The sequence below is a fragment of the Endozoicomonas sp. ALB032 genome (assembly GCF_049310125.1).
In the GTDB taxonomy this organism is placed as follows: domain Bacteria; phylum Pseudomonadota; class Gammaproteobacteria; order Pseudomonadales; family Endozoicomonadaceae; genus Endozoicomonas_A.
On record NZ_JBLYNW010000001.1, the window covers coordinates 1,102,806 to 1,124,174 of the forward strand.

21 protein-coding genes are annotated in these 21,369 nt (G+C 51.5%); 18 read left to right on the top strand and 3 right to left on the bottom strand.

All coding sequences use genetic code 11. The annotated features are described in order from the left end of the window. Window positions 1-401: 401 nt before the first annotated feature. Window positions 402-2,192, bottom strand: coding sequence for an acyl-CoA dehydrogenase C-terminal domain-containing protein (locus ACO6VG_RS03365; RefSeq protein WP_422139081.1), 1,791 nt, complete (start codon window positions 2,190-2,192; stop codon window positions 402-404). Window positions 2,193-2,708: 516 nt separating this feature from the next. Here ACO6VG_RS03365 and ACO6VG_RS03370 point away from each other — a divergent pair. The 15 genes from ACO6VG_RS03370 to ACO6VG_RS03440 all read left to right on the top strand — a co-directional run bounded on the left by ACO6VG_RS03370 (window position 2,709) and on the right by ACO6VG_RS03440 (window position 17,881). Further along, on the top strand, window positions 2,709-3,806 hold the full coding sequence (locus ACO6VG_RS03370) for an ankyrin repeat domain-containing protein (protein WP_422472722.1): 1,098 nt from the start codon (window positions 2,709-2,711) through the stop codon (window positions 3,804-3,806). A 188-nt stretch (window positions 3,807-3,994) separates the two neighbouring features. Next, window positions 3,995-5,047: an ankyrin repeat domain-containing protein gene (locus tag ACO6VG_RS03375; protein ID WP_422472724.1), complete on the top strand. Its 1,053-nt coding sequence runs from the start codon at window positions 3,995-3,997 to the stop codon at window positions 5,045-5,047. A 37-nt stretch (window positions 5,048-5,084) separates the two neighbouring features. Beyond that, window positions 5,085-5,714: an ankyrin repeat domain-containing protein gene (locus tag ACO6VG_RS03380; RefSeq protein ID WP_422135579.1), complete on the top strand. Its 630-nt coding sequence runs from the start codon at window positions 5,085-5,087 to the stop codon at window positions 5,712-5,714. Continuing rightward, the gene (locus ACO6VG_RS03385; RefSeq protein ID WP_422135580.1) at window positions 5,690-5,950 is read left to right on the top strand and encodes an ankyrin repeat domain-containing protein; all 261 of its coding nucleotides are present in this window, start codon (window positions 5,690-5,692) and stop codon (window positions 5,948-5,950) included. The genes ACO6VG_RS03380 and ACO6VG_RS03385 overlap by 25 nt, the downstream gene beginning before the upstream one ends. Continuing rightward, window positions 5,917-6,204, top strand: a complete 288-nt coding sequence (locus ACO6VG_RS03390) for an ankyrin repeat domain-containing protein (protein WP_422135581.1) — start codon at window positions 5,917-5,919, stop codon at window positions 6,202-6,204. Before ACO6VG_RS03385 ends, ACO6VG_RS03390 begins: the two co-directional genes overlap by 34 nt. A gap of 138 nt (window positions 6,205-6,342) precedes the next feature. Continuing rightward, window positions 6,343-7,197 (top strand): ankyrin repeat domain-containing protein, encoded by an 855-nt coding sequence (locus ACO6VG_RS03395; protein WP_422412645.1) that lies wholly within the window; start codon window positions 6,343-6,345, stop codon window positions 7,195-7,197. A 199-nt stretch (window positions 7,198-7,396) separates the two neighbouring features. Next, window positions 7,397-8,680: an ankyrin repeat domain-containing protein gene (locus ACO6VG_RS03400; protein WP_422412647.1), complete on the top strand. Its 1,284-nt coding sequence runs from the start codon at window positions 7,397-7,399 to the stop codon at window positions 8,678-8,680. Window positions 8,681-8,817: 137 nt separating this feature from the next. Next, complete coding sequence (locus ACO6VG_RS03405; RefSeq protein WP_422472726.1) at window positions 8,818-9,975, top strand: ankyrin repeat domain-containing protein; 1,158 nt, start codon at window positions 8,818-8,820, stop codon at window positions 9,973-9,975. A gap of 188 nt (window positions 9,976-10,163) precedes the next feature. Next, entirely contained in the window at window positions 10,164-11,153 is a 990-nt protein-coding gene (locus ACO6VG_RS03410; RefSeq protein WP_422135585.1) for an ankyrin repeat domain-containing protein, read from the top strand. 144 nt (window positions 11,154-11,297) lie between these two features. Beyond that, window positions 11,298-11,882: an ankyrin repeat domain-containing protein gene (locus tag ACO6VG_RS03415; protein WP_422472728.1), complete on the top strand. Its 585-nt coding sequence runs from the start codon at window positions 11,298-11,300 to the stop codon at window positions 11,880-11,882. A gap of 158 nt (window positions 11,883-12,040) precedes the next feature. Then, window positions 12,041-13,027 (top strand): ankyrin repeat domain-containing protein, encoded by a 987-nt coding sequence (locus ACO6VG_RS03420; protein ID WP_422472730.1) that lies wholly within the window; start codon window positions 12,041-12,043, stop codon window positions 13,025-13,027. Between the two features lie 137 nt (window positions 13,028-13,164). Beyond that, window positions 13,165-14,427, top strand: a complete 1,263-nt coding sequence (locus ACO6VG_RS03425; protein WP_422472732.1) for an ankyrin repeat domain-containing protein — start codon at window positions 13,165-13,167, stop codon at window positions 14,425-14,427. A 187-nt stretch (window positions 14,428-14,614) separates the two neighbouring features. Continuing rightward, entirely contained in the window at window positions 14,615-15,664 is a 1,050-nt protein-coding gene (locus tag ACO6VG_RS03430; protein WP_422472734.1) for an ankyrin repeat domain-containing protein, read from the top strand. 208 nt (window positions 15,665-15,872) lie between these two features. Further along, window positions 15,873-16,934, top strand: coding sequence for an ankyrin repeat domain-containing protein (locus tag ACO6VG_RS03435; protein WP_422472736.1), 1,062 nt, complete (start codon window positions 15,873-15,875; stop codon window positions 16,932-16,934). A 188-nt stretch (window positions 16,935-17,122) separates the two neighbouring features. Then, window positions 17,123-17,881 carry an ankyrin repeat domain-containing protein gene (locus ACO6VG_RS03440; protein ID WP_422472738.1) on the top strand — a complete coding sequence of 253 codons (759 nt, stop codon included), beginning with the start codon at window positions 17,123-17,125 and terminating at the stop codon, window positions 17,879-17,881. 281 nt (window positions 17,882-18,162) lie between these two features. On the opposite strand, the gene ACO6VG_RS03445 is transcribed toward ACO6VG_RS03440, so the two are convergent. Continuing rightward, window positions 18,163-18,690: a DUF29 domain-containing protein gene (locus ACO6VG_RS03445; protein ID WP_422135592.1), complete on the bottom strand. Its 528-nt coding sequence runs from the start codon at window positions 18,688-18,690 to the stop codon at window positions 18,163-18,165. 53 nt (window positions 18,691-18,743) lie between these two features. Here ACO6VG_RS03445 and ACO6VG_RS03450 point away from each other — a divergent pair, with 53 nt between their 5' ends. Together ACO6VG_RS03450 and ACO6VG_RS03455 are read left to right on the top strand one after the other, a co-directional pair. Then, window positions 18,744-18,989, top strand: a complete 246-nt coding sequence (locus ACO6VG_RS03450) for a hypothetical protein (RefSeq protein WP_422472740.1) — start codon at window positions 18,744-18,746, stop codon at window positions 18,987-18,989. A gap of 233 nt (window positions 18,990-19,222) precedes the next feature. Next, the gene (locus tag ACO6VG_RS03455; RefSeq protein ID WP_422472742.1) at window positions 19,223-19,582 is read left to right on the top strand and encodes a hypothetical protein; all 360 of its coding nucleotides are present in this window, start codon (window positions 19,223-19,225) and stop codon (window positions 19,580-19,582) included. A gap of 7 nt (window positions 19,583-19,589) precedes the next feature. Here the strand turns inward: ACO6VG_RS03455 and ACO6VG_RS03460 are convergent, their stop codons facing one another. Further along, window positions 19,590-20,288 (bottom strand): DUF29 domain-containing protein, encoded by a 699-nt coding sequence (locus tag ACO6VG_RS03460; protein ID WP_422472744.1) that lies wholly within the window; start codon window positions 20,286-20,288, stop codon window positions 19,590-19,592. A 98-nt stretch (window positions 20,289-20,386) separates the two neighbouring features. Between ACO6VG_RS03460 and ACO6VG_RS03465 the strand changes: the two genes are divergently transcribed. Beyond that, window positions 20,387-21,352 carry an ankyrin repeat domain-containing protein gene (locus ACO6VG_RS03465; RefSeq protein ID WP_422476253.1) on the top strand — a complete coding sequence of 322 codons (966 nt, stop codon included), beginning with the start codon at window positions 20,387-20,389 and terminating at the stop codon, window positions 21,350-21,352. Window positions 21,353-21,369: the final 17 nt, after the last annotated feature.

Consider the following 21,369-nt stretch of genomic DNA (forward strand, 5'->3'; position numbering starts at 1 on the left):
CCAATATCGATACCAAGTGCTGAAATAGTCATGGGTGGTTCGCTCCGGTTAATCCTGTTTAAATGGTTAACTCCATTTTGGCTCATTTGAAGCCGTTTAGGAGGGGCGGACCATCCCGTTAGACCGAGAATAGACTGCCCTACACGGCAACTGCTCCTGCGTTGCTCTAGCTCCTGCATCCATGCAGTCGTGCGGCGGCAGCAAATTGGTCTGTAAATCCGCTTTTGTTCGTCAAATAGCTCGCTATTCTCCTCACAAAACCGAATTTTCATCCTCAATTTTCTGCCGTCCTCGCTACGGGGTCGCCTAGACGGGCGCTATTCTCGGTCAGGCTCCTAGTGTTCAGACATAAAAAAAGGGGCTGCCGAAGCAACCCCCTGTCAGAAAACTCTTATCCGGGATTAGAGTTCACCGAAATCTTCCTCAGCCATATCCAGCAGATTCGCTGTGCCTGACAACATGGCAGATTTGTGAGCCTGTGTTCTTGGCAGGATACGTTCAAAGTAGAAACGTGCAGTCTGAATCTTGGCTTTGTAGAAGCCTTCTTCAGTTGTACCTTCAGCCAGCTTCTCCTTGGCCAGGCGAGCCATATCAGCCCACATATAAGCCAGAGTCGCATAACCGGAATACATCAGGAAGTCGACGGAAGCCGCACCCACTTCATCAGGATTTTCCATCGCCTTCAGGCCCAGCTGCATGGTGAGATCGCCCCACTCCTTGTTCAAGGCAGCCAGTGGCTCAACAAAGGCTTTCAGGTCTTCGTTTTCAGCGTGAGCTTTACAGAACTTGTGAATTTCCTTGGTAAATGGCTTCATGGTTTCACCACCGCTCTGGAAGATTTTTCTTCCCAGCAGGTCCAGTGCCTGGATACCGGTAGTTCCTTCGTACAGCATGGAGATACGGCAGTCACGAACGTTCTGCTCCATACCCCATTCACTGATATAACCGTGGCCACCGTAGCACTGAAGTGCGTGGTTGGCGGACTCAAAACCGGTTTCGGTCAGGAAAGCCTTGACGATAGGTGTCAGGAAGCCCAGTTCCTTATCAGCCTGTTCACGCACTGCTTCATCAGGACTGTGCAGCAGATCTGCTTTCTTGGCTGTGTAGTAAAGAAGGGCACGATTGCCTTCGGTTAAGGATTTGATGGTCAGCAGCATCCGACGTACGTCAGGGTGCACAATAATTGGGTCAGCCGGACCTTCAGTGTTCTTGGCACCGCTCAGGGAGCGCATTTGCAGACGTTCGCGGGCGTAGCGCAGAGCACCCTGAAAGGCGATTTCACCGTGGGACAGGCCCTGAATACCCGTACCCAGGCGGGCAGTATTCATGAAGGTGAACATGCAGTGCAGACCACGGTTTTCCGGACCAATCAGGAAGCCGGTTGCTTCGTCAAAGTTCATGACACAGGTGGCGTTACCGTGAATCCCCATCTTGTGCTCGATGGAACCACAACTTACGCCATTGCTCTCACCGTGCTTGCCAGGCAGATATTTGGGAACGATAAACAGCGAGATTCCTTTGGTACCTTTTGGAGCACCCGGCAGACGCGCCAGAACGATGTGGACAATATTGTCTGCCATGTCGTGTTCACCGGCAGAAATAAAGATCTTGGTACCTGAAATTTTATAAGTACCATCAGCGGCAGGCTCGGCTTTGGTTCGCAGCATACCCAAGTCAGAACCGCAGTGAGGCTCGGTCAGACACATGGTACCTGTCCATTCACCGGATACCAGCTTGGTCAGGTAAGCTTGCTTCTGTTCTTCAGTACCATGGGCTTCCAAAGTATTCATGGCACCATGACTGAGTCCGGGATACATGCCCCAGGCCCAGTTGGCTTCTCCCATCAGTTCGCTGAGAACCAGACCCAGAGAGTAAGGCAGACCCTGGCCACCGTATTCTGGATCACTGGACAGTGAAGGCCAGCCGCCTTCAACGTATTGCAGGTAAGCCTCTTTAAAACCGTCTGGTGTTTTTACACCGTCCTCGGACCAGGTGCAGCCTTGCTCATCACCGACCTGATTCAAAGGGGCCAGAACCTGTTCACAGAACTTGGCACCTTCTTCAAGGATGGCGTCTACCATATCAGGGCTAGCTTCTTCTCCGCCGGGGAGACTGGCGTAATGTTCCTGATATCCCAGGAGCTCGTCACGAACGAACCGGATATCGCGCAGGGGGGCCTTATAGTCTGGCATAACGGTACCTCTGGGTTGTCTTATATTTATTCATGAAACAGATTGCAAAAGTATAGCAACAGTTTCAAACAGTCGTTTGAAAGTTACGTTCGCTTACAGTAAATGTCAACTATTGTTCATGTTCCCTTCAGTTTGCTCGGTTGATTTTCATGGTCGAGAGCTATGATGCAGCGCCTGTGGTGAATGAGGTCAGTGGTATATCTTATGCGGATGATTTTTTTCTTGATCGAGCGCTTTTTAAGCCTGTTTTGCGGGGTATTTGGATCAGGTGAAGCAATCATCGGCAGAAAAAATTAATGTCGATGCCATTGTGAATAATGGTATCACTGCTTTGATGCTGGCATGCGAGAACGGAAAAAAACGTTGTGTTATCCAGTAAGCACGGCCTTCAGGTGTTCCCATCTTCTGAGTTTTTGAAATTGGTGACTATTTAGTCACTAAAAACTTTAATTGCCATAGATATGAACTACCATACTTCCTTTGTACCTAACCCGGACCACTTATTGGCCAACACAGATGCTCTACTTATTAAGTGTTGCATTGCTCGCTACCCTCTCCCTGTGGACAGTGAAGGCTGATCACTGTCCTATTTGTCTGGCTCACTTCCATGGCCGAAGTGCGGCGCCCGTGGTCGTCAAAACCCAATGTTGTGGCCAACTCTTCGATCTGGACTGTATTTCGAAGTCTTTTGTTGGACAGCCCATCGGCTCGCGACAGTGCGCGATGTGTCGGCAAGACCCGATGCCTGTGGTGAATCAGAACACCAATGAATCTCACCCGGATACATTTTTCCCCGATCAGAGGTTTTATCTTGCCTGTTCTATCGGGGATCTGGGTCAGGTGGAGAGGTCAGTGGCAGAAGGCGTTAATGTTAATGCTGTTATGACTAATGGTCTCACTGCCTTGATGTTGGCATCCCGCTGGAGGCACGCTGAAGTCGCAGAACGCCTGATCAATTCCGGGGCAAACGTCAACACTGCCTGGCATGGGGATGGCACCACCTCGCTGTTCCTGGCTGCTATGAATGGCTTTACCGACTGCGTAAAAATACTGATCAACGCCGGGGCGGATCTCGACATCCCCCGGACTTCGGATGGCGCCACTCCACTGTTCGCCGCTGCTATGAGAGGCAATACCGACTGCGTGAAACTTCTGATCAACGCCGGGGCGGATCTCAACGCCGGGGCGGATCTCAGCGCCGGGGCGGATCTCAACGCCCGAACCAAGACTGACACCACACCACTCTTCGCGGCTGCACAAGAAAATAACACCGACTGCGTAAAACTCCTGATCAACGCCGGGGCGGATATCAACATCCCTCGGACTTGGGATGGCTCCACCCCACTGTTGGCCGCTGCTGTGAAAGGCAATACCGACTGCTTGGAACTCCTGATCAATGCCGAGGCGGATCTCAACGCACAAACTGAGGATGGGCTCACCGCACTGTTCATGGCTGCTCAACAAAATAACATCAATTGCGTGAAGCTCCTGATTAAAGCCGGGGCGAATCTCAACATCCCTCGGATTTCGGATGGCATCACCTCACTGTCCATCGCAATCGCGATGGGCAATACCGAGTGTGCGCTAGCCCTTATCAAGGCTGGAGCAAAGTAGGGAACTGAGGCAAGGAAGGGAGCGAAAAAAAGGCGTTGTGTTATCCGGTAACCGCAGCTTTCAGGTGTTCCCATCTTCTGAGCTTTTGAGGTAGGTGATTATTTAGTCACAGCAAACTTTTATAGCCATAAAAATAAACTACCATAATTTCTTTGTACCCAACCCTCACTACTTCTTGGCCAGTACAGATGTTCTACCTATGGATGACATTGATCGCTGCCCTCTCCTCATGGACACTAAAGGCCGATCAATGTGCTATTTGTCTGGCTAACTTCCATAACCGTAATGAAGTGCCTGTGGTCGTCAAAACCGCATGTTGCGGCCAACTCTTCGATCTGGACTGTGTTTCGAGGTGTTTTGTTGATCAGCCCATCGGCTCACGCCGTTGCGCGATGTGTCGGCAAAACCCGATGCCTGTGTTAAATCAAAACACCAGTGAATCTCTCCCTGATACATTTTTCCCCGATCTGACGTTTTATAGCGCCTGCTCCAATGGGGATCTGGATCAGGTGGAAAGGTCACTGGCAGAAGGCGTCAATGTCAATGCCGTCGTGACTAATGGTTTCACCGCCTTGATGTTCGCATCCTATTATGGGCAAATGAACGTCGTCGAGCGCCTGATCAACGCCGGGGCGGACGTCAACATCGCCCGGAATGAGGATGGCGCCACCCCGCTATTCATAGCTGCCCAAACAGGCAACACCGGCTGCCTGAAAATCCTGATTGAAGCCGAAGCAGATCTCAACGCCCGGACTAAGAATGGCGCCACCCCGCTGTTCACCGCTGCACAAGAAAATAACATCGACTGCGTGAAACGCCTGATCAACACCGGGGCTGATCTCAACGCCGCCCGGACCGAGGATGGCGCCACCCCGTTGTCCGCCGCAGCACAGATGGGCAATACCTATTGCGTGAAAGCCCTGATCAACGCCGGGGCGGATCTCAACGCCCCGACCAAGACGGGCGCCACCCCGCTGTTCTTCGCAGCGCAGGAAAATAAAACCGACTGCCTGCAAGCCCTGATCGAAGCCAAGGCAGATCTCAACGCACGAACTGAGCGTGGGGTCACCGCACTGTTCATCACTGCCCAAGAAAGTAACACCGACTGCGTACAACTCCTGATCAACGCCGGGGCAGATCTCAACGCCCAGACCAAGACTGGCGCCACCCCGCTGTCCATCGCAACAGAGATGGGCAATACAGAATGTGCGCAAGCCCTTATCAAGGCTGGAGCAAAGTAGAGAACTGAGGCAAGGAAGGCAGCGAAAGAAAGGCGTTGTGTTATCCAGTAACCACGGTTTTGCTTATGAATATCAACACTCCCCCCCTTTCCCCATGGGTACTGACGCCAGCTCGAAGGACGATGTTTGTGCTATTTGTTTGGAACATTTCCACGGCCACGATGTGGCGCCAGTAGACGCCGACGAAACCAAATGTCTAACCCATTGTGGCCACACATTCCATCTGCGCTGTCTTACGAGTCAATATTTTAGAAAACCTATCGGCTCACGCCAGTGCGCAATGTGTCGGCAAAACCCAATGCCTGTGGAGAAAGAGAAAACCAGTGAATCTCTCCCGGATAAGTTTTTCCCCGATGAGACGTTTTACGATGCCTGTTATCAAGGGGACTACGATCAGGTGGATAAGTCACTGGCAGACGGAGTCAATATCAATGCCGTTATGAAATATGGTGTCACTGCCTTGATGCTGGGATCCTTCAGTGGGAACAGGGCAGTCGTCGAACGCCAGCTCAACGCCGGGGCGAAGGTCAACTTTGCCCGGACTGAGGATGGTGCCACACCGCTTTTCATGGCGGCCATGATGGGCAATACCGAGAAGGTGCGACTCCTGATTGCTACAAGGCAGATCCCAACGCCGCCTTGTTGGATGGCACCCCCTCACTGTTAATCGCAGCCATGAAGGGCTATAAAGAGTGCGTAGAAATTCTGATCGAAAACGGAGCGGCTCTCGACACCGCCAGGGCTCAGGACGGCTTCAACCCACTGTTAGCCGCAGTCTGGGGAGGCAATACCGATTGCGCGGAAACCCTGATCAAACACGGGGCCGATCTCAACACTCCCAGGACTAAAGATGGCACCCCCCGCTGTACATGGCAGCTCAGGAGGGCAATACCCAGTGCGTGAATCTCCTGCTCAACGCTGGTGCGAATCCCAACACTGCCTTACCAACTGGTGCCACTCCGTTGTTCATCGCAGCCCTGAAGGGCAATGTCGAGTGCCTGAAAATCCTGCTCAACTTTGGAGCAGATCTCAAAGCCGCCAGATATAGGGATGGCGCGACTGCATTGTCCATCGCAATTGAGAAGGGCAACAACGACTGCACAGAAGCCCTTGTTGAGGCCGAGAAAGCAAATGAAGGGTACTGCGTTATCTTGTAAACACGGCTTTAAGGTGTTCCCATCTTCTGAGCTTTTGAGATGGGTGATTATTTGGTCACAGCAAACGGTGATAGCCATACAAATGAACTACGATACTCCCTTCGAACCTAACCCTTACTACTCACTTGGCTAGCACAGATGTTCTTCTTATGTATGGCGTTGCTCGCTGCCTTCTTCCCGACGACACTGGGGGCCGACATATGTCCTGTTTGTCTGGCTCCCTTCCATGGCCGAAGTGAAGAGCCTGTGGTCGTGACAACCCAATGTTGTGGCCAACGCTTCGATCTGGACTGTATTTCGAAATGTTTTTCTGAACAGCCCATCGGCTCACGCCGTTGCGCGACGTGTCGGCAAAACCCGATGCCTTTGGTGAATCAGAACACCAATGAAACTCTCCCGGATACATTTTTCCCCAATCAGACGTTTTATCTTGCCTGCTTATCTGGGGATCTGGATCAGGTGGAGAGGTCGCTGGCAGAAGGAGTCAATGTCAATGCCGCTATGACTAATGATTTTACGGCATTGATGTTGGCATCCACTATAGGAGACACAGACCTCGTCGAACGCCTGATCATTGCCGGGGCGAACGTCAACACTGTCCTTTCGAGTGGCGCCAATGCAATGCTCATGGCTGCTTACTTGGGTAATAGCGACTGCGTGAAACACCTGATCAACGCCGGGGCAGATCTCAACGTCGCCAGAACGTCGGATGGCGCCACACCACTTTCCGTCGCAGCCTGGAAAGGCAGTACCGAATGCGTGAAAGCACTGATCGAAGCCAAGGCAGACCTCAACCTCCCCAGGACTGATGGCGCCACCCCGCTTCACGTCGCAGCCCGCAGAGGTAATCACGGTTGCTTGGAAATCCTGATCAACGCCGGGGCGGACCTCAACGCCGCCAGAACTTCGGATGGCTCCACCCCGCTGTCCATCGCAACCGAGATGGGCAATAGCGAGTGTGCGCAAGCCCTTATCAAGGCTGGAGCAAAGTAAGGAACTGAGGCAAGGAAGGAAGCAAAAAAAGGCGTTGTTTTATCCGGTAACCGCAGCTCTCAGGTGTTGCCATCTTCTGAGCTTTTGAGATGGGTGATTATTTAGTCACAGCAAACTTTATAGTCATAAAATTGAACTATCGTGCTTTTTTTGTATCTAAATCTGTATAGCTTCTTAAAAAAACACAGAGGTTTTACTTATGAATATCAATACTCACTCCCCTTTCCTCATGGGTACTGACGTAAGTTCGAAGGACGATGTCTGTGCTATTTGTCTGGAAAATTTCCATGGCCACGATATGGCGCCAGTGGACGCCGACGAAACCGAATGTCTAACCCATTGTGGCCACACATTCCATCTGGTCTGTCTTACGAGTCAGTATTTTACAAAACCTATCGGCTCACGCGAGTGCGCAATGTGTCGGCAAGACCCGATGCCTGTGGTGGGTAAGAAAATCGGTAAATCTTACCCGGATAAATTTTTCCCCGACGAGACGTTTTACGATGCCTGTCTTCAAGGGGATTACGATCAGGTGGATAAGTCACTGGCAGAGGGGGTCAATATCAATGCCGTTATGAAATATGGTCTCACTGCCTTGATGCTGGGATCCTGTAGTGGGAACAGCGCAGTCGTCGAACGCCAGCTCAAAGCTGGGGCAAAGGTCGGCGCTACCAGAACTGAGGATGGTGCCACCGCGCTTATTATTGCAGTCCTGGAGGGCAATACCGAGTGTGCGCAACTCCTGATCGACAAAGGGGCGGATCTCAAAGGCATCCCTCCACTGCTCATCGAAGTCCTCAAGGGCAATACCGAAAAGGTGCGAATCATGATTGCCGATGGGGCAGACCCCAACACCGACTTGTGGGGCACCACCCCAGTGTTTACCGCAGCACTGAAGGGCAATACCAAGTGTTTACAACTTCTGATTGAAAAAGGGGCGGCTTTTGACACTGCCAGAGCTTCGGATGGCTTCACTCCACTGTCCATCGCAGTCTGGAAAGGCAAAACCGATTGTGCGGAAATCCTGATCAAAGCCGGGGCGGATTTAAACGTCCGGACTAACGGTGGCTATAACATGTTGTTTCTCGCTGCCCAAGAAAATAACACCGGGTGCGTGAAACTCCTGATCAAACACGGGGTGGATCTCAACGCCGCCGGGACTTCAGAGGGCACCACCCCGCTCTACATGGCAGCTCAAGAGGGCAATACCCAGTGCGTGAAACTCCTGCTCAACGCCGGTGCGAATCCCAACACTGCCTTGCCAGAGGGTGTCACTCCACTGTTCATCGCAGCCGAGAAGGGCAATGTCGAGTGCCTGAAACTCCTGCTCAACTTTGGAGCAGATCTCAAAGCCGCCAGATATAGGGATGGCGCAACTGCATTATCCATCGCAACTGAGAAGGGCAACAACGACTGCGCAGAAGCCCTTGCCAAGGCCGAGGCAGCAAAGAGAGCAAATGAAGGGTACTGCGTTATCCTGTAACCACGGCTTTCAAGTGTTCCTGTCTTCTGAGCTTTTGAGATAGGTGATTATTTAGTCACAGCAAACTTTTGTAGCCATAAAAATAAACTACCATAATTTCTTTGTACCCAACCCGCACGACTTCTTGGCCAGTACAGATGTTCTACCTATGGATGACATTGATCGCTGTCCTCTACTCATGGACGCTAAAAGCCGATCAATGCGCTATCTGTTTGGCTAACTTCCATAACCGTAATGAAGAGCCAGTGGTCGTCAAAACCGGATGTTGCGGCCAACTCTTCGATCTGGACTGTGTTTCGAGGTGTTTTGTTGATCAGCCCATCGGCTCACGCCGTTGCGCGATGTGTCGGCAAAACCCGATGCCTTTGATGAATCAGAACACCAGTGAATCTCACCCGGATACATTTTTCCCCGATCAGACATTTTATATCGCCTGCTCCAACGGGGATCTGGAGCAGGTGGAGAGATCACTGGCAGAAGGCGTCAATGTCAATGCCGTTATGACTAATGGTTTCACCGCCTTGATGCTCGCATCCTGTTATGGGCAAATGAACGTCGTCGAGCGCCTGATCAATGCCGGGGCGGACGTCAACATCGCTCGCAATGAGGATGGCACCACCCCGCTGCTCATCGCTGCCCTGTTGGGTAATACTGGCTGCCTGAAAATCCTGATCGAAGCCGGCGCGAACCCTAACACCCCCCGGACTACGGATGGCGCCACCCCGCTATTCATAGCTGCCTATGAGGGCAATACCGGCTGCCTGAAAATCCTGATCCAAGCCGAAGCAGATCTCAACGCCTGGAATAAGAATGGCGCCACCCCGCTGTACACCGCTGCACTAGAAAATAACATCGACTGCGTGAAACTCCTTATCAACGCTGGGGTGGATCTCAACGCCGCCCGGGCCAAGGATGGCGCCACCCCGTTGTCCAGCACAGCGCTGATGGGCAATACCGATTGCGTGAAAGCCCTGATCAACGCCGGGGCGGATCTCAACGCCCGGGGTAAGAATGGCACCACCCCACTGTTCTTGGCTGCCTATGAAAATAACATCGACTGCTTACAACTCCTGATCACCGCCGGGGCGGATCTCAACGCTGCCTTGCCGAATGGCATTACCCCGCTGTTCATCGCAGCCCTGAAAGGCAATACCGATTGCGTGGAAACCCTGATCAACGCCGGGGCGGATCTCAACGCCGCCAGAACTTCGGATGGTGCCACCCCGCTGTCCATCGCAACCCGAAAGGACAACACCGACTGCGTGAAAGCCCTGATCAAGGCTGGGGCAAAGTAGGAAACTGAGGAGAGGAGGAGAACACATCAAAGGCATCGTGTTATCCAGCAAACACAGCTTTAGGGTGATTCCACCTTCTGAGTTTTTGAAATGCTTGAATATTTAGCCACAGCAAACTGTGATAGCCATACAAATGAACTACCATACTCCCTTTGAACCTAACCCTTACTACTTATTAGCTAGCACAGATGTTCTTCTTGTGTATGGCATTGCTCGCTGCCTTCTTCCCGACGACACTGGAGGCCGACATATGTCCTGTTTGTCTGGCTCCCTTCCATGGCCGAAGTGAAGAGCCTGTGGTCGTGACAACCCAATGTTGTGGCCAACGCTTCGATCTGGACTGTATATCGAGGTGTTTTGCTGATCAGCCCATCGGCTCACGCCGGTGCGTGATGTGCAGACAAGACCCGATGCCTGTGGTGAACCTGGACACCAGTGAATCTCTCCCGGATACATTTTTCCCCGATCAGACCTTTTTTGATGCCTGTTATGACGGGGATTTGGATCAGGTGGAGAAGTCACTGGCAGAAGGAGTCAATGTCAATGCCGTTACCTCTGATGATCTCACGGCCTTGATGATGGCATCCTATGGGGGGCATACAGACGTTGTCGAGCGCCTTATCAACGCCGGGGCAAGCCCCAACGCCGCCCGGTCATGTGGTGCTACCGCGCTGACCTTCGCTGTCCAGGAAAATAACCCCGACTGCGTGAAACTCCTGATCAACGCCGGGGCAGATCTCAACGCCGCCAGAACTTCGGATGGCGCCACCCCGCTTTTCATCGCAGCTTTGAAAGGCAATACCGATTGCCTGGAAATCCTCATCCACGCCGGGGCGGATCTCAACGCCACAAGGACTTTGGATGGCGCCACCCCGCTATTCATCGCAGCCTGGAAGGGCTTCACCGATTGCGTGGAAATCCTGATCCACGTCGGGGCAGATCTCAACGCCGCCACGACTTCAGATGGTGCCACCTCACTGTTCGCCGCTGCTGAAAAAGGCAATACCGAATGCCTGAAAGCACTACTCGAAGCCGGGGCTGATCTCAACGCCCTGACTAAAGATGGCGCCACCCCGTTGTCCATCGCAACCATGCTGAGCCATAGCGATTGCGTCAAAGCCCTTACCGAGGCCAGAGAAAGGAAGGAAACAAAAGAAAGGCATTTTGCTATCCACTAAAAACAGCTTTCAGGTGTTCCCATCTTACGAGTTTTGCAATGCGTGATTATTTAGTCACAGCAAATTTATTCGCCATAAAACTGAATTATCGTACTTTTTTTGTGTCTAAAACTCATTAGATAAAACAACGAGGAGGTTTTACTTGTGGATGCCATTACTCACTCTCATTTACCCATGGGAACTGATGTAACGTCGACGAACGATGCCTGTCCTATTTGTTTGGAAGATTTCCATGGTCGCGATGTGACGGCTGTGAGCGTCAAACCTGTATTTCAAACCCAATGTGGCCACCGCTACCATGTGGACTGTATTACGCAGCTATTTCTTGAAGTAGCCATAGACCGCCGCCAGTGCGCGTATTGCCGGGGAGACCCGTTCCCTGTGATGAATTTGAACACCGGTGAATCTCACCAGGTTAAATTTTTCCCCAATCTGAGGTTTTATTATGCCTGTTCAAACGGGAACCGGGAACAGGTGTCCAGGGCGCTGGCAGAAGGAGTCAATGTCAATGCCGTCATGAATAAGGATACTCCCTTAATCTTGGCATCCAATGAGGGGGATGAAGTGATCGTCGACCACCTGCTCAAGGCCGGGGCGGACGTCAATACCGCCCGGACTGAGGACGGCGCCACCGCGCTGATGGTAGCTGCCCAGCGGGGCAGGACCAACTGCGTGAAACTTCTGCGCATTGGCCCTTATCAAGGCCAAGACTCCGCAGAAAACAAATGAAGGGTACTGCATTATCCTGTAGCACGGCTTTAAGGAGTTCCCATCTTCTGAGTTTTAGAAATTCGTAATTATTTAGTCACAGCAAACTTTAATAGCCATACAAATAAACTATCATTGTTCCTTTGGACCTAACCCGCGCTGCTTATTGGCTAGTACATATGTTCTACTTATGGATCACATTGATCGCTGCACTCTTCTCATGGACACTGAAGGCAGATCAACTTGAATGTCTGGATTGCTTCCATCGCCGCAATGCAGCGCCTGTGTTCGTCGACGCCCGATGTGGCCACACCTACCATCTGGACTGCATTACGAGGCAATTTCTTACTCAGCCCACAGGCTCACGCCAGTGCCGGTATTGTCGGCAAAATCCGATCCCTGTTTTTAATTGGAATACCGGTGAATCGTACCCGGATACATTTTTCCCCGATCAGACCTTTTATGATGCCTGTTATGACGGGGATTTGGATCAGGTGGAGAAGTCACTGGCAGAAGGAGTCAATGTCAATGCCGTTATGACCGATGATTTCACACCCTTGATGTTGGCATCCTCCGGAGGGCACACGGACGTCGTTGAACGCCTTATCAACGCCGGAGCAAACGTCAACGCCGCCCGTTCGTGTGGTGCTACCGCGCTGTTCTTCGCTGCCCGGGAAAATAACCCCGACTGCGTGAAACTTCTGATCAATGCCGGGGCAAATCTCAACGCCGCCATGACCTCGAATGGCGCCACCCCGCTTTTCTTCGCAGCTTGGAAAGGCCATACCGATTGCGTGAAAATCCTGATCAACGCCGGGGCGGATCTCAACGCCGCCAGGACTTCGGATGGCGCCACCCCGCTGTTCATCGCAGCCTGGAGGGGCTGCAACGATTGCGTGGAAATCCTGATCCACTTTGGGGCGGATCTCAACGCCGCCAGGACTTCGGATGGTGCCACCCCGTTGCTCGCCGCTGCTGAGAAAGGCAATACCGTATGTGTGAAAGCACTGGTCAACGCCGAGGCGGATCTCAACGCCGCCAGGACTTCGGATGGCGCCACCCCACTGTCCATCGCAACCAGGTTGGGCCATACCGACTGCGTGGAAGCCCTTACTGCGACCAAAGAAAGGAAGGAAACAAAAGAAAGGCATTTTGCTATCCAGTAAAAACAGCTTTCAAGTGTTCCCATCTTCGTGTTTTTTGATATTCATGATTATTTGGTCACAGCAAACTGTGATAGTCATACAAATGAACTACCATACTTTTTTTGTATCTAACCCAAGCTACTTATTGACCAACACAGATGTTTTACTTATGGGTGGCATTGCTCACTACCCTCTCCCCGTCAGCAGTAAAGGCTGATCAATGTCCTATTTGTCTGGCTGACTTCCATGGTCGAAGTGAAGCGCCTGTGGTCGTCAAAACCCAATGTTGTCGCCAACGCTTCGATCTGGACTGTATATCGAGGTGTTTTTTTAATCAGCCCATCGGCTCACGCCGGTGCGCGATGTGTCGGCAAGACCCGGTGCCTGTGGTGAATCAGAACACCAGTGAATCTCACCCCGATACATTTTTCCCCGATCGGACATTTTATGATGCCTGTTGTGATGGAGATTTGGATCAAGTGGAGAGGTCACTGGCAGAAGGCGTCAATGTCAATGCTGCTATGAATGATGGCTTCACTGCCTTCATGTTGGCATCCAGCAAGGGGCACATGGACATCGTTGAACGCCTGATCAACGCCGGGGCAGACGTCAACGTAGCTCGGAATGAAGATGGCACCACCCCGCTGTTCATCGCGGCCCTGACGGGCAATACCGGCTGCCTGAAAATCCTGATCAAAGCCGGGGCGAACCCCAACACCCCCGCGACTGCGGATGGCACCACCCCGCTATACATTGCAGCCCGGAAGGGTAATACCGATTGCGTGGCAATCCTGATCGAAGCCGAAGCAGATCTCAACGCCCGGAATAAGAATGGCGCCACCCCGCTGTTCATCGCTGTACAAGAAAATAACATCGACTGCGTGAAACTCCTGATCAACGCCGGGGCGGATCTCAACGCCGCCCGAACTATGGATGGCGCCACCCCGCTGTCCATGGCAGTACAGTTGGGCAATACCGATTGCGTGAAAGCCCTGATCAAGGACGGGACGGATCTCAACGCCCGGTGTAAGAAGAATGGCGCCACCGCACTGTTCATGGCTATCCAGGAAAACAACACCGACTGCATACAACTCCTGATCAACGCCGGGGCGGATCTCAACGCTGCCTTGCCAAATGGCGTCACCCCGTTGTTTGCCGCTGCTGCGATAGGCAATACCGAATGCGTGAAAGCACTGATCGAAGCCGAGGCGAATCTCAACGCCACCAGGACTTTGGATGGCGCCACTCCACTGTTAATCGCTGCCGAGTTGGGCAATACCGAATGCGTGAAGCTCTTGGTCAACGCCGGGGCAAATCTCAACATCTGCCGGACTTCGGATGGCGCCACACCGCTCTGCGCAGCAGCCCTGAAGGGCAATACCGACTGCGTCGAACTCTTGGTCAACGCCGGGGCAGAGTAGGGAACAGAGGCAGTGAAAGAAACAGAAGAAAGGCGTTATATTGTCCAGTAAACACAGCTCTCAGGTGTTCCCATCTCCCGAGTTTTGCAATGTGTAATTATTTTGCCAGAGCAAGCTTTGATAGCCATATAAATGAACTACCATACTTTCTTTGCACCTAACCCGTACTACTTATCGGCTAGCACAGATGTTTTACTTATGGATGGCATTGCTCACTGCCCTCTCCCCGACAACAGTAAAGGCTGATCAATGTCCTGTTTGTCTGGCTGAGTTCCATGGTCGAAGTGAAACGCCTGTGGTCGTCAAAACCCAATGTTGTGGCCAACGCTTCGATCTGGACTGTATATCGAGGTGTTTTGCTGATCAGCCCATCGGCTCACGCCGGTGCGCGATGTGTCGGCAAGACCCGATGCCTGTGGTGAATCAGAACACCAGTGAATCTCACCCGGATACATTTTTCCCCGATAGGACATTTTATGATGCCTGTTGTAATGGAGATTTGGATCAGGTGGAGAGGTCACTGGCAGAGGGAGTCAATGTCAATGCTACTATGAATGAAGGCTTCACTGCCTTGATGTTGGCATCCATTGGCGGACACATAGACGTCGTCGGACGCCTGATCAAGGCCGGGGCGGACCTTAACGCGGCTCGGTCTGAGGATGGCGGCACTCCGCTGCTCCAGGCTGCCCAGAAAAATAACACCAACTGCTTGAAAGCCCTGATCGGAGCCAAAGCGGATCTCAACACCAGGTCTAAGGGTGGCGCCACTGCGTTGTGGATTGCTGCCCAAGAGGGCAATACCGACTGCGCGAAACTCCTGATCAGCGCTGGGGCGGATATCAATGCCGCCACGCCGCGTGACGTCAGCCCGCTGTTCATAACAGCCCAGAATGGTAATACTGACTGTTTGAAAGCCCTGATCGAAGGCAGCGCAAATATCAACGCACGAACTGTGACTGGCGCCACCGCACTGATGGTCGCTGCCCAGATGGGCAATACCGACTGCGTGAAACTCCTGATCAATGCTCACGCGGATCTCGACGCCGCCAACACGAATGACGCCACCGCATTGTTTATCGCTGCTCAGAATGGCAATACCGACTGCTTGAAACTACTGATCAACGCCGGGGCAAACCTCAACAGCCGGACTGAGCTTGGCACTACCCCGCTGTCCATCGCAACCCGGAAAGGCAACACCGACTGCGCGAAAGCCCTGATCAAGGCTGGAGCAAAGTAGGGAACTGAAGCAAGGAAGAGAACAAAACAAAGGCGTTGTGTTACCCGCTAAACACAGCTTTCAGGTATTCCCTGCTTCTGTGTTTTGCAATGCGAGATTATTTAGTCACAGCAAATTTATTAGCCATAAAACTGAATTATCGTACTTTTTTGGTGTCCAAGACTTATGTGGATAACTCATTGAATAAAATAACGAGGAGGTTTTACTTGTGGATGCCATTACTCACTCCCCTTTCCCCGTGGGAACTGACGTAACGTCGACGAACGATGCCTGTCCTATTTGTTTGGAAGATTTCCATGGTCGCGATGTGACGGCTGTGAGCGTCAATCCTGTATTTCAAACCCAATGTGGCCACCGCTACCATGTGGACTGTATTACGCAGTTATTTCTTGAAGTAGCCATAGACCGCCGCCATTGCGCGTATTGCCGGGGAGACCCGTTCCCTGTGATGAATTTGAACACCGGTGAATATCACCAGGCTAAATTTTTCCCCAATCTGATGTTTTACCGGGCCTGTGAATACGGGAACCGGAGAGATGTGTATAGGGCGTTGGCAGAAGGCGTCAATGTCAATGCCGTCATGAATAAGAATACTCCCTTGATGTTGGCAACCAGTGAGGGGGATGAGGTGATCGTCGGCCGCCTGATCAAGGCCGGGGCGGACGTCAATACCGCCCGGACTGAGGACGGCGCCACCGCGCTGATGATAGCTGCCCAGCTTGGCAGAACCAACTGCGTGAAACGCCTGCTCAAGGCCAGGGCCGATATCAACGCCCGAACGGTTTTGGGCGTCACCCCACTGTACTTTGCTACTGATAGTTGCAATACCGACTGCGTGAAACCCCTGCTCAAGGCCGGGGCAGATCGCAACATCCCCAAGACTTCGGATGGTGCCACCCCGCTGTTCATCGCTGTTTCAAAAGGCTATGTCAAGTGTGTGGAACTCTTGATCAAAGACGAGGCAGATCTCAACACCCGGTTTATGGATGGCAACACGCTGCTTCTCATCGCGGCCTTTAAGGGCAATAGAGGCTGCACGAAACTCCTGATCAAAAATGGGGCGGATCTCAACGCCGCCTCGCCGGATGGTTCCACCCCGCTGTTCCTCGCTGCCCAGGAAAATAAGTACAGCTGCGTGAAACTCCTGATCAAAGCCGGGGCGAATCTCAACGCTGCCAGAACCAGTGATGGCGCCACCCCGCTGTCCATCGCAATCCTGAAGGGCAATAACGAGTGTGCGATAGCCCTGATGAAGGCTGGGGCAAAATAAGGAACAGAGGCAAGGCAAGGGAACAAAAGAAAAGTGCTGTGTTATCCAGTAATACGACTTTCAGGTGTTCCTATCTTCTGGATTTTTGAAATTCGTGATTATTTAGCCGCAGCAAACTTTGATAGCCATACAAATGAACTAACATACTCCCTTTGAACCTAACCCATAATACTTATTGGCTAGCACAGATGTTCTACTTATGGGTGACATTGCTCACTACCCTCTCCTCGTCAATAGTAAAGGCTGATCAATGTCCTATTTGTCTGACTTACTTCCATGGTCGAAGTGTACCGCCCGTGGTCGTCACAACCCAATGTTGTCGCCAACGCTTCGATCTGGACTGTATTACGAGGTGTTTTCTTGATCAGCCCATCGGCTCACGCCGGTGTGCGATGTGTCGGCAAGACCCGATGCCTGTGGTGAATCAGAACACCAATGAATCTCACCCGGATACATTTTTCCCCGATTGGACATTTTATGATGCCTGTTATGACGGGGATTTGGATCAGTTGGAGAGGTCACTGGCGGATGGAGTCAATGTCAATGCCGTGATGGTTAAGGGTCTCACTGCCTTAATGGTGGCATCCATCAGGGGGCACACGGACGTCGTCGAACGCCTGATCAACGCCGGGGCGAATCCCAACGCTGCCAGAACTTTGGATGGCACCTCTCCGCTTTTCCTCGCAGCTTTGAAGGGCAATGCCGATTGCCTGGAAATCCTGATCAACGCCGGGGCGGATCTCAACGCCGCCAGGACTTTGGATGGCGCCACCCCGCTTTTCATTGCAGCCTGGAAAGGCAATACCGATTGCGTGGAAATCCTGATCCACGTCGGGGTGGATCTCAATGCCACCACGACTTTGGATGGCTCCACCCCAGTGTCCATCGCAACCGAAATGGGCAATACCAACTGCGTGAAAGTCCTTACAGAGGCTGAGGCAAAGTAGGGAAATGAGGTAAGGAAAGGAACAAAAGAAAGTCGGAGTGTTATCCAGTAACCACGACTTTCAAGTGTTCCCATCTTCTGGATTTTTGAAATTCGTGAATCTCACCCGGATACATTTTTCCCCGATTGGACATTTCATGGTGCCTGTAATACTACCCATTTCGTGCTACACAGCCTCCAACAGATTGTCAATGTCAAGCTGGTCAAACTGTCGTTTGGTCAGCAGTTCACGCTGTTGGGTCAGTCATTGGTGGTAATCGGTATTGTATAGGTTACTCATGGTCAGCCTCCGGCAGCCAGTCTTCTGTCGTAGAGATTGACGCCATTAAGGGGATACCAGTCTTCAGTCATGATCTGTTCAAATGACCACGGACACTCAGGCGGGAAACTACTGTCATTCAGTCGTTGCGTTTCGCTACTGGCGTAGATGTTCATTTCTTTAACGGCTCTCTCTTTGGCATCAGGATAAGCCTCACTTAAAACCTCTTCAATTTTTGCTGTAAGACAATGATTTTTTTCTATTAATTTATCAATATCACGTCTTGCATTGCATATGCTAACCACCCAACCCTTAAGTACTCTTTCAGTAGCTATACTGTCTCTCAACACACTGGTTTGGTAGTCTATTTTGAGAAGATGAAGTATAAGAATTACCAAGTGACTGTCCAGTACACGAAGGTCTTGCTTAATGCTCAACTCTAAATCCTCAATCAGGTTTTCTAAATCCAACTGATTAAAGTTTTGAGTTTTCAACAGGGTTACTTGCTGACTCAGCCATTGATGATAATCAGTGTTATATAAATTATTCATAAAAATACCTCCATTGCCCTACCACTGTAGGCAAATAACAGAAGGGAATCAAAATGAATTACCAAAGCACAGATGCCTTTGTCGGGGGCTTTGCCCGTGGTTTTGGGCTGGTCAATTCGGCCATTGATGCCAAAGAGAACCGTCAGTATCGCAAGGAAATGATGGGGATGCAGAAAGAATTCTATGATCGCAAGATTCAGAGAGAGGACATGAACAATAAAGTTAATGCGCTTCGGGCTTTACTGTTTTTGAGCGCAAGCGACGATCCGGCAGAACGGCAACTGGCTCAGGATATTTGACGATGCCTGTTATGACGGAGATTTGAATCAGTTGGAGAGGTCACTGGCAGAAGGAGTCAATTTCAATGCCGTGATGGTTAATGGTCTCACTGCCTTGATGTTGGCATCCTTTGTATCTAACCCTTAACACTTTTGACCAATCCTGATGTTCTATTTATGTATGGCATTCCTCGCTGCCTTCTCCCAATGGAGAGTGAAGGCCGATCAACGTCCTGTTTGTCTGGCTCCCTTCGATGGTCGAAGTGTACCGCCCATGGTCGTCACAGCCCAATGTTGTTGCCAACGCTTCGATCTGGACTGTATTTCGAGATATTTTACTGATCAGCCCATCGGCTCACGCCCGGTGCGCGATGTGTCGACAAAACCCGATGCCTGTGGTGAATCAGAACACCAGTGAATCTCTCCCGGATACATTTTTCCCCGATTGGACATTTTATGGTGCCTGTAATACTACCCATTTCGTGCTCCATAGCCTCCAACAGATTGTCAATGTCAAGCTGGTCAAACTGTCGTTTGGTCAGCAGTTCATGCTGTTGGGTCAGCCATTGGGTGTAATCGGTTTTGTAAAATCAGTCATTGTCAGCCTCCGGTAGCCAGTCTTCAGTCGTGGATTTGGATATTGACGCCATTTAGCGGATACCAGTCTTCTGTCATTATCTGGTCAAACGACCAGGGGCACCCATCGGGAAAACTGCTACTGTTCAGACGTTGTGCTTCGCTTCTGGCGTAGCTGTTCATTCCCCTGATCGCCCTTTGTTTGGCTTTGGGGTAAGCCTCAACCAGTGTTTCATCCACTTTGGATCGTACACAAGAATTCTCTTCGATCAGGGATTCGATTTCTGATCTTGAATTGTCAATGCTGGTCAACCAACTATGAATGAAATACATATTGCAACCATCCTTCAGTACCGTCGTCTGGTACTCACATTTAAGTAAATGAAGAATCAGATTGGTAAGAAGATTTCTTAACTCACGAATATGATCATTAAGGCCCAACTCTAGCTCTCCCAACAAATTCTCAATGTCAAGCTGGTCAAACTGTCGTTTGGCAAGCAGATCCCGCTGTTGGCTCAGCCATAGGTGGTAATCAGTGTCGTACAAGTTTTCCATAAATACCTCCATTGCCCTACCACTGTAGGCAAATAACAGAAGGGAATCAAAACGAATTACCAAAGCACAGATGCCTTTGTCGGGGGCTTTGCCCGTGGTTTTGGGCTGGTCAATTCGGCCATTGATGCCAAAGAGAACCGTCAGTATCGCAAGGAAATGATGGGGATGCAGAAAGAATTCTATGATCACAAGATTCAGAGAGAGGACATGAACAATAAAGTTAATGCGCTTCGGGCTTTACTGTTTGAGCGCAAGCGACGATCCGGCAGAACGGCAACTGGCTCAGGATATTTGACAATGCCTGTTATGACGGAGATTTGGATCAGTTGGAGAGGTCACTGGCAGAAGGAGTCAATGTCAATGCCGTTGTGATTGGTGGCTTCACTGCCTTAATGTTGGCATCCAGTGACGGGAACAAGGACGTCGTCGAACGCCTGATCAACGCCGGGGCGAACCTCGACGCCGCCTGTTCGACTGGTGCCACCGCACTGTCCATCGCTGCTCAGGAAAATAACATCGACTGCGTGAAACTCCTGATCAGCGCCGGGGCGGATGTCAACGCACGGTCTGAGTATGGCGCCACCCCGCTGTTCATCGCTGCCGGAAAAGGCAATACCGACTGCGTAAAAGCACTGATCGAAGCCGAGGCGAATCTCAACGCCCGGGCCCAGAATGGCTACACCCCACTGCACATGGCTGTACAAAAAAATAACACCGACTGTGTGAAAATACTGATCAATGCCGGGGCAGATCTCGACGCCCAGAACAAGATTGGCTCCAATGCTTTGCTCGTGGCGGTCCGACACAATAACATCGACAGCCTGAAACTCCTGATTGAAGCCAAGGCAAATCTCAACGCCGCCACTCCGAATGGTGTGCCACCACTGTTTGTCGCAGCCCAGGAAAATAACGCCGACTCTATGAAACTCTTGATCAATGCCGGGGCGAATCTCAACACCCGGACTACGGATGGCACCACCGTGTTGATCTTTGCAGCTCTGAAGGGCCATACCGATTGCGTGGAAATCCTGATCAACACCGGCGCGAACCTCGAAGTGGCCCGTTTGAATGGTTCCACCGCACTGTTCATCGCTGCTGAGTATGGTAACGCCGACACCATGAAACTGCTGATCGACGCGGGGGCAGATGTCAACACCCTCCGGACTTCAGATGGCGCCACCCCGCTGTCCGCAGCAGCCCTGAATGGCAATACCGACTGCGTAGGACTCCTGATCAAGGCCGGGGCAAAGTAGGGAACATTGGATAGCCA

Coding starts and splice junctions, on each gene's coding strand:
- ACO6VG_RS03365 (WP_422139081.1), bottom strand. CDS start 2,192: ATGCCAGACTATAAGGCCCCCCTGCGCGATATCCGGTTCGTTCGTGAC.
- ACO6VG_RS03370 (WP_422472722.1), top strand. CDS start 2,709: ATGCTCTACTTATTAAGTGTTGCATTGCTCGCTACCCTCTCCCTGTGG.
- ACO6VG_RS03375 (WP_422472724.1), top strand. CDS start 3,995: ATGTTCTACCTATGGATGACATTGATCGCTGCCCTCTCCTCATGGACA.
- ACO6VG_RS03390 (WP_422135581.1), top strand. CDS start 5,917: ATGGCAGCTCAGGAGGGCAATACCCAGTGCGTGAATCTCCTGCTCAAC.
- ACO6VG_RS03395 (WP_422412645.1), top strand. CDS start 6,343: ATGTTCTTCTTATGTATGGCGTTGCTCGCTGCCTTCTTCCCGACGACA.
- ACO6VG_RS03400 (WP_422412647.1), top strand. CDS start 7,397: ATGAATATCAATACTCACTCCCCTTTCCTCATGGGTACTGACGTAAGT.
- ACO6VG_RS03405 (WP_422472726.1), top strand. CDS start 8,818: ATGTTCTACCTATGGATGACATTGATCGCTGTCCTCTACTCATGGACG.
- ACO6VG_RS03410 (WP_422135585.1), top strand. CDS start 10,164: ATGTTCTTCTTGTGTATGGCATTGCTCGCTGCCTTCTTCCCGACGACA.
- ACO6VG_RS03420 (WP_422472730.1), top strand. CDS start 12,041: ATGTTCTACTTATGGATCACATTGATCGCTGCACTCTTCTCATGGACA.
- ACO6VG_RS03425 (WP_422472732.1), top strand. CDS start 13,165: ATGTTTTACTTATGGGTGGCATTGCTCACTACCCTCTCCCCGTCAGCA.
- ACO6VG_RS03430 (WP_422472734.1), top strand. CDS start 14,615: ATGTTTTACTTATGGATGGCATTGCTCACTGCCCTCTCCCCGACAACA.
- ACO6VG_RS03440 (WP_422472738.1), top strand. CDS start 17,123: ATGTTCTACTTATGGGTGACATTGCTCACTACCCTCTCCTCGTCAATA.
- ACO6VG_RS03445 (WP_422135592.1), bottom strand. CDS start 18,690: ATGAATAATTTATATAACACTGATTATCATCAATGGCTGAGTCAGCAA.
- ACO6VG_RS03450 (WP_422472740.1), top strand. CDS start 18,744: ATGAATTACCAAAGCACAGATGCCTTTGTCGGGGGCTTTGCCCGTGGT.
- ACO6VG_RS03455 (WP_422472742.1), top strand. CDS start 19,223: ATGGTCGAAGTGTACCGCCCATGGTCGTCACAGCCCAATGTTGTTGCC.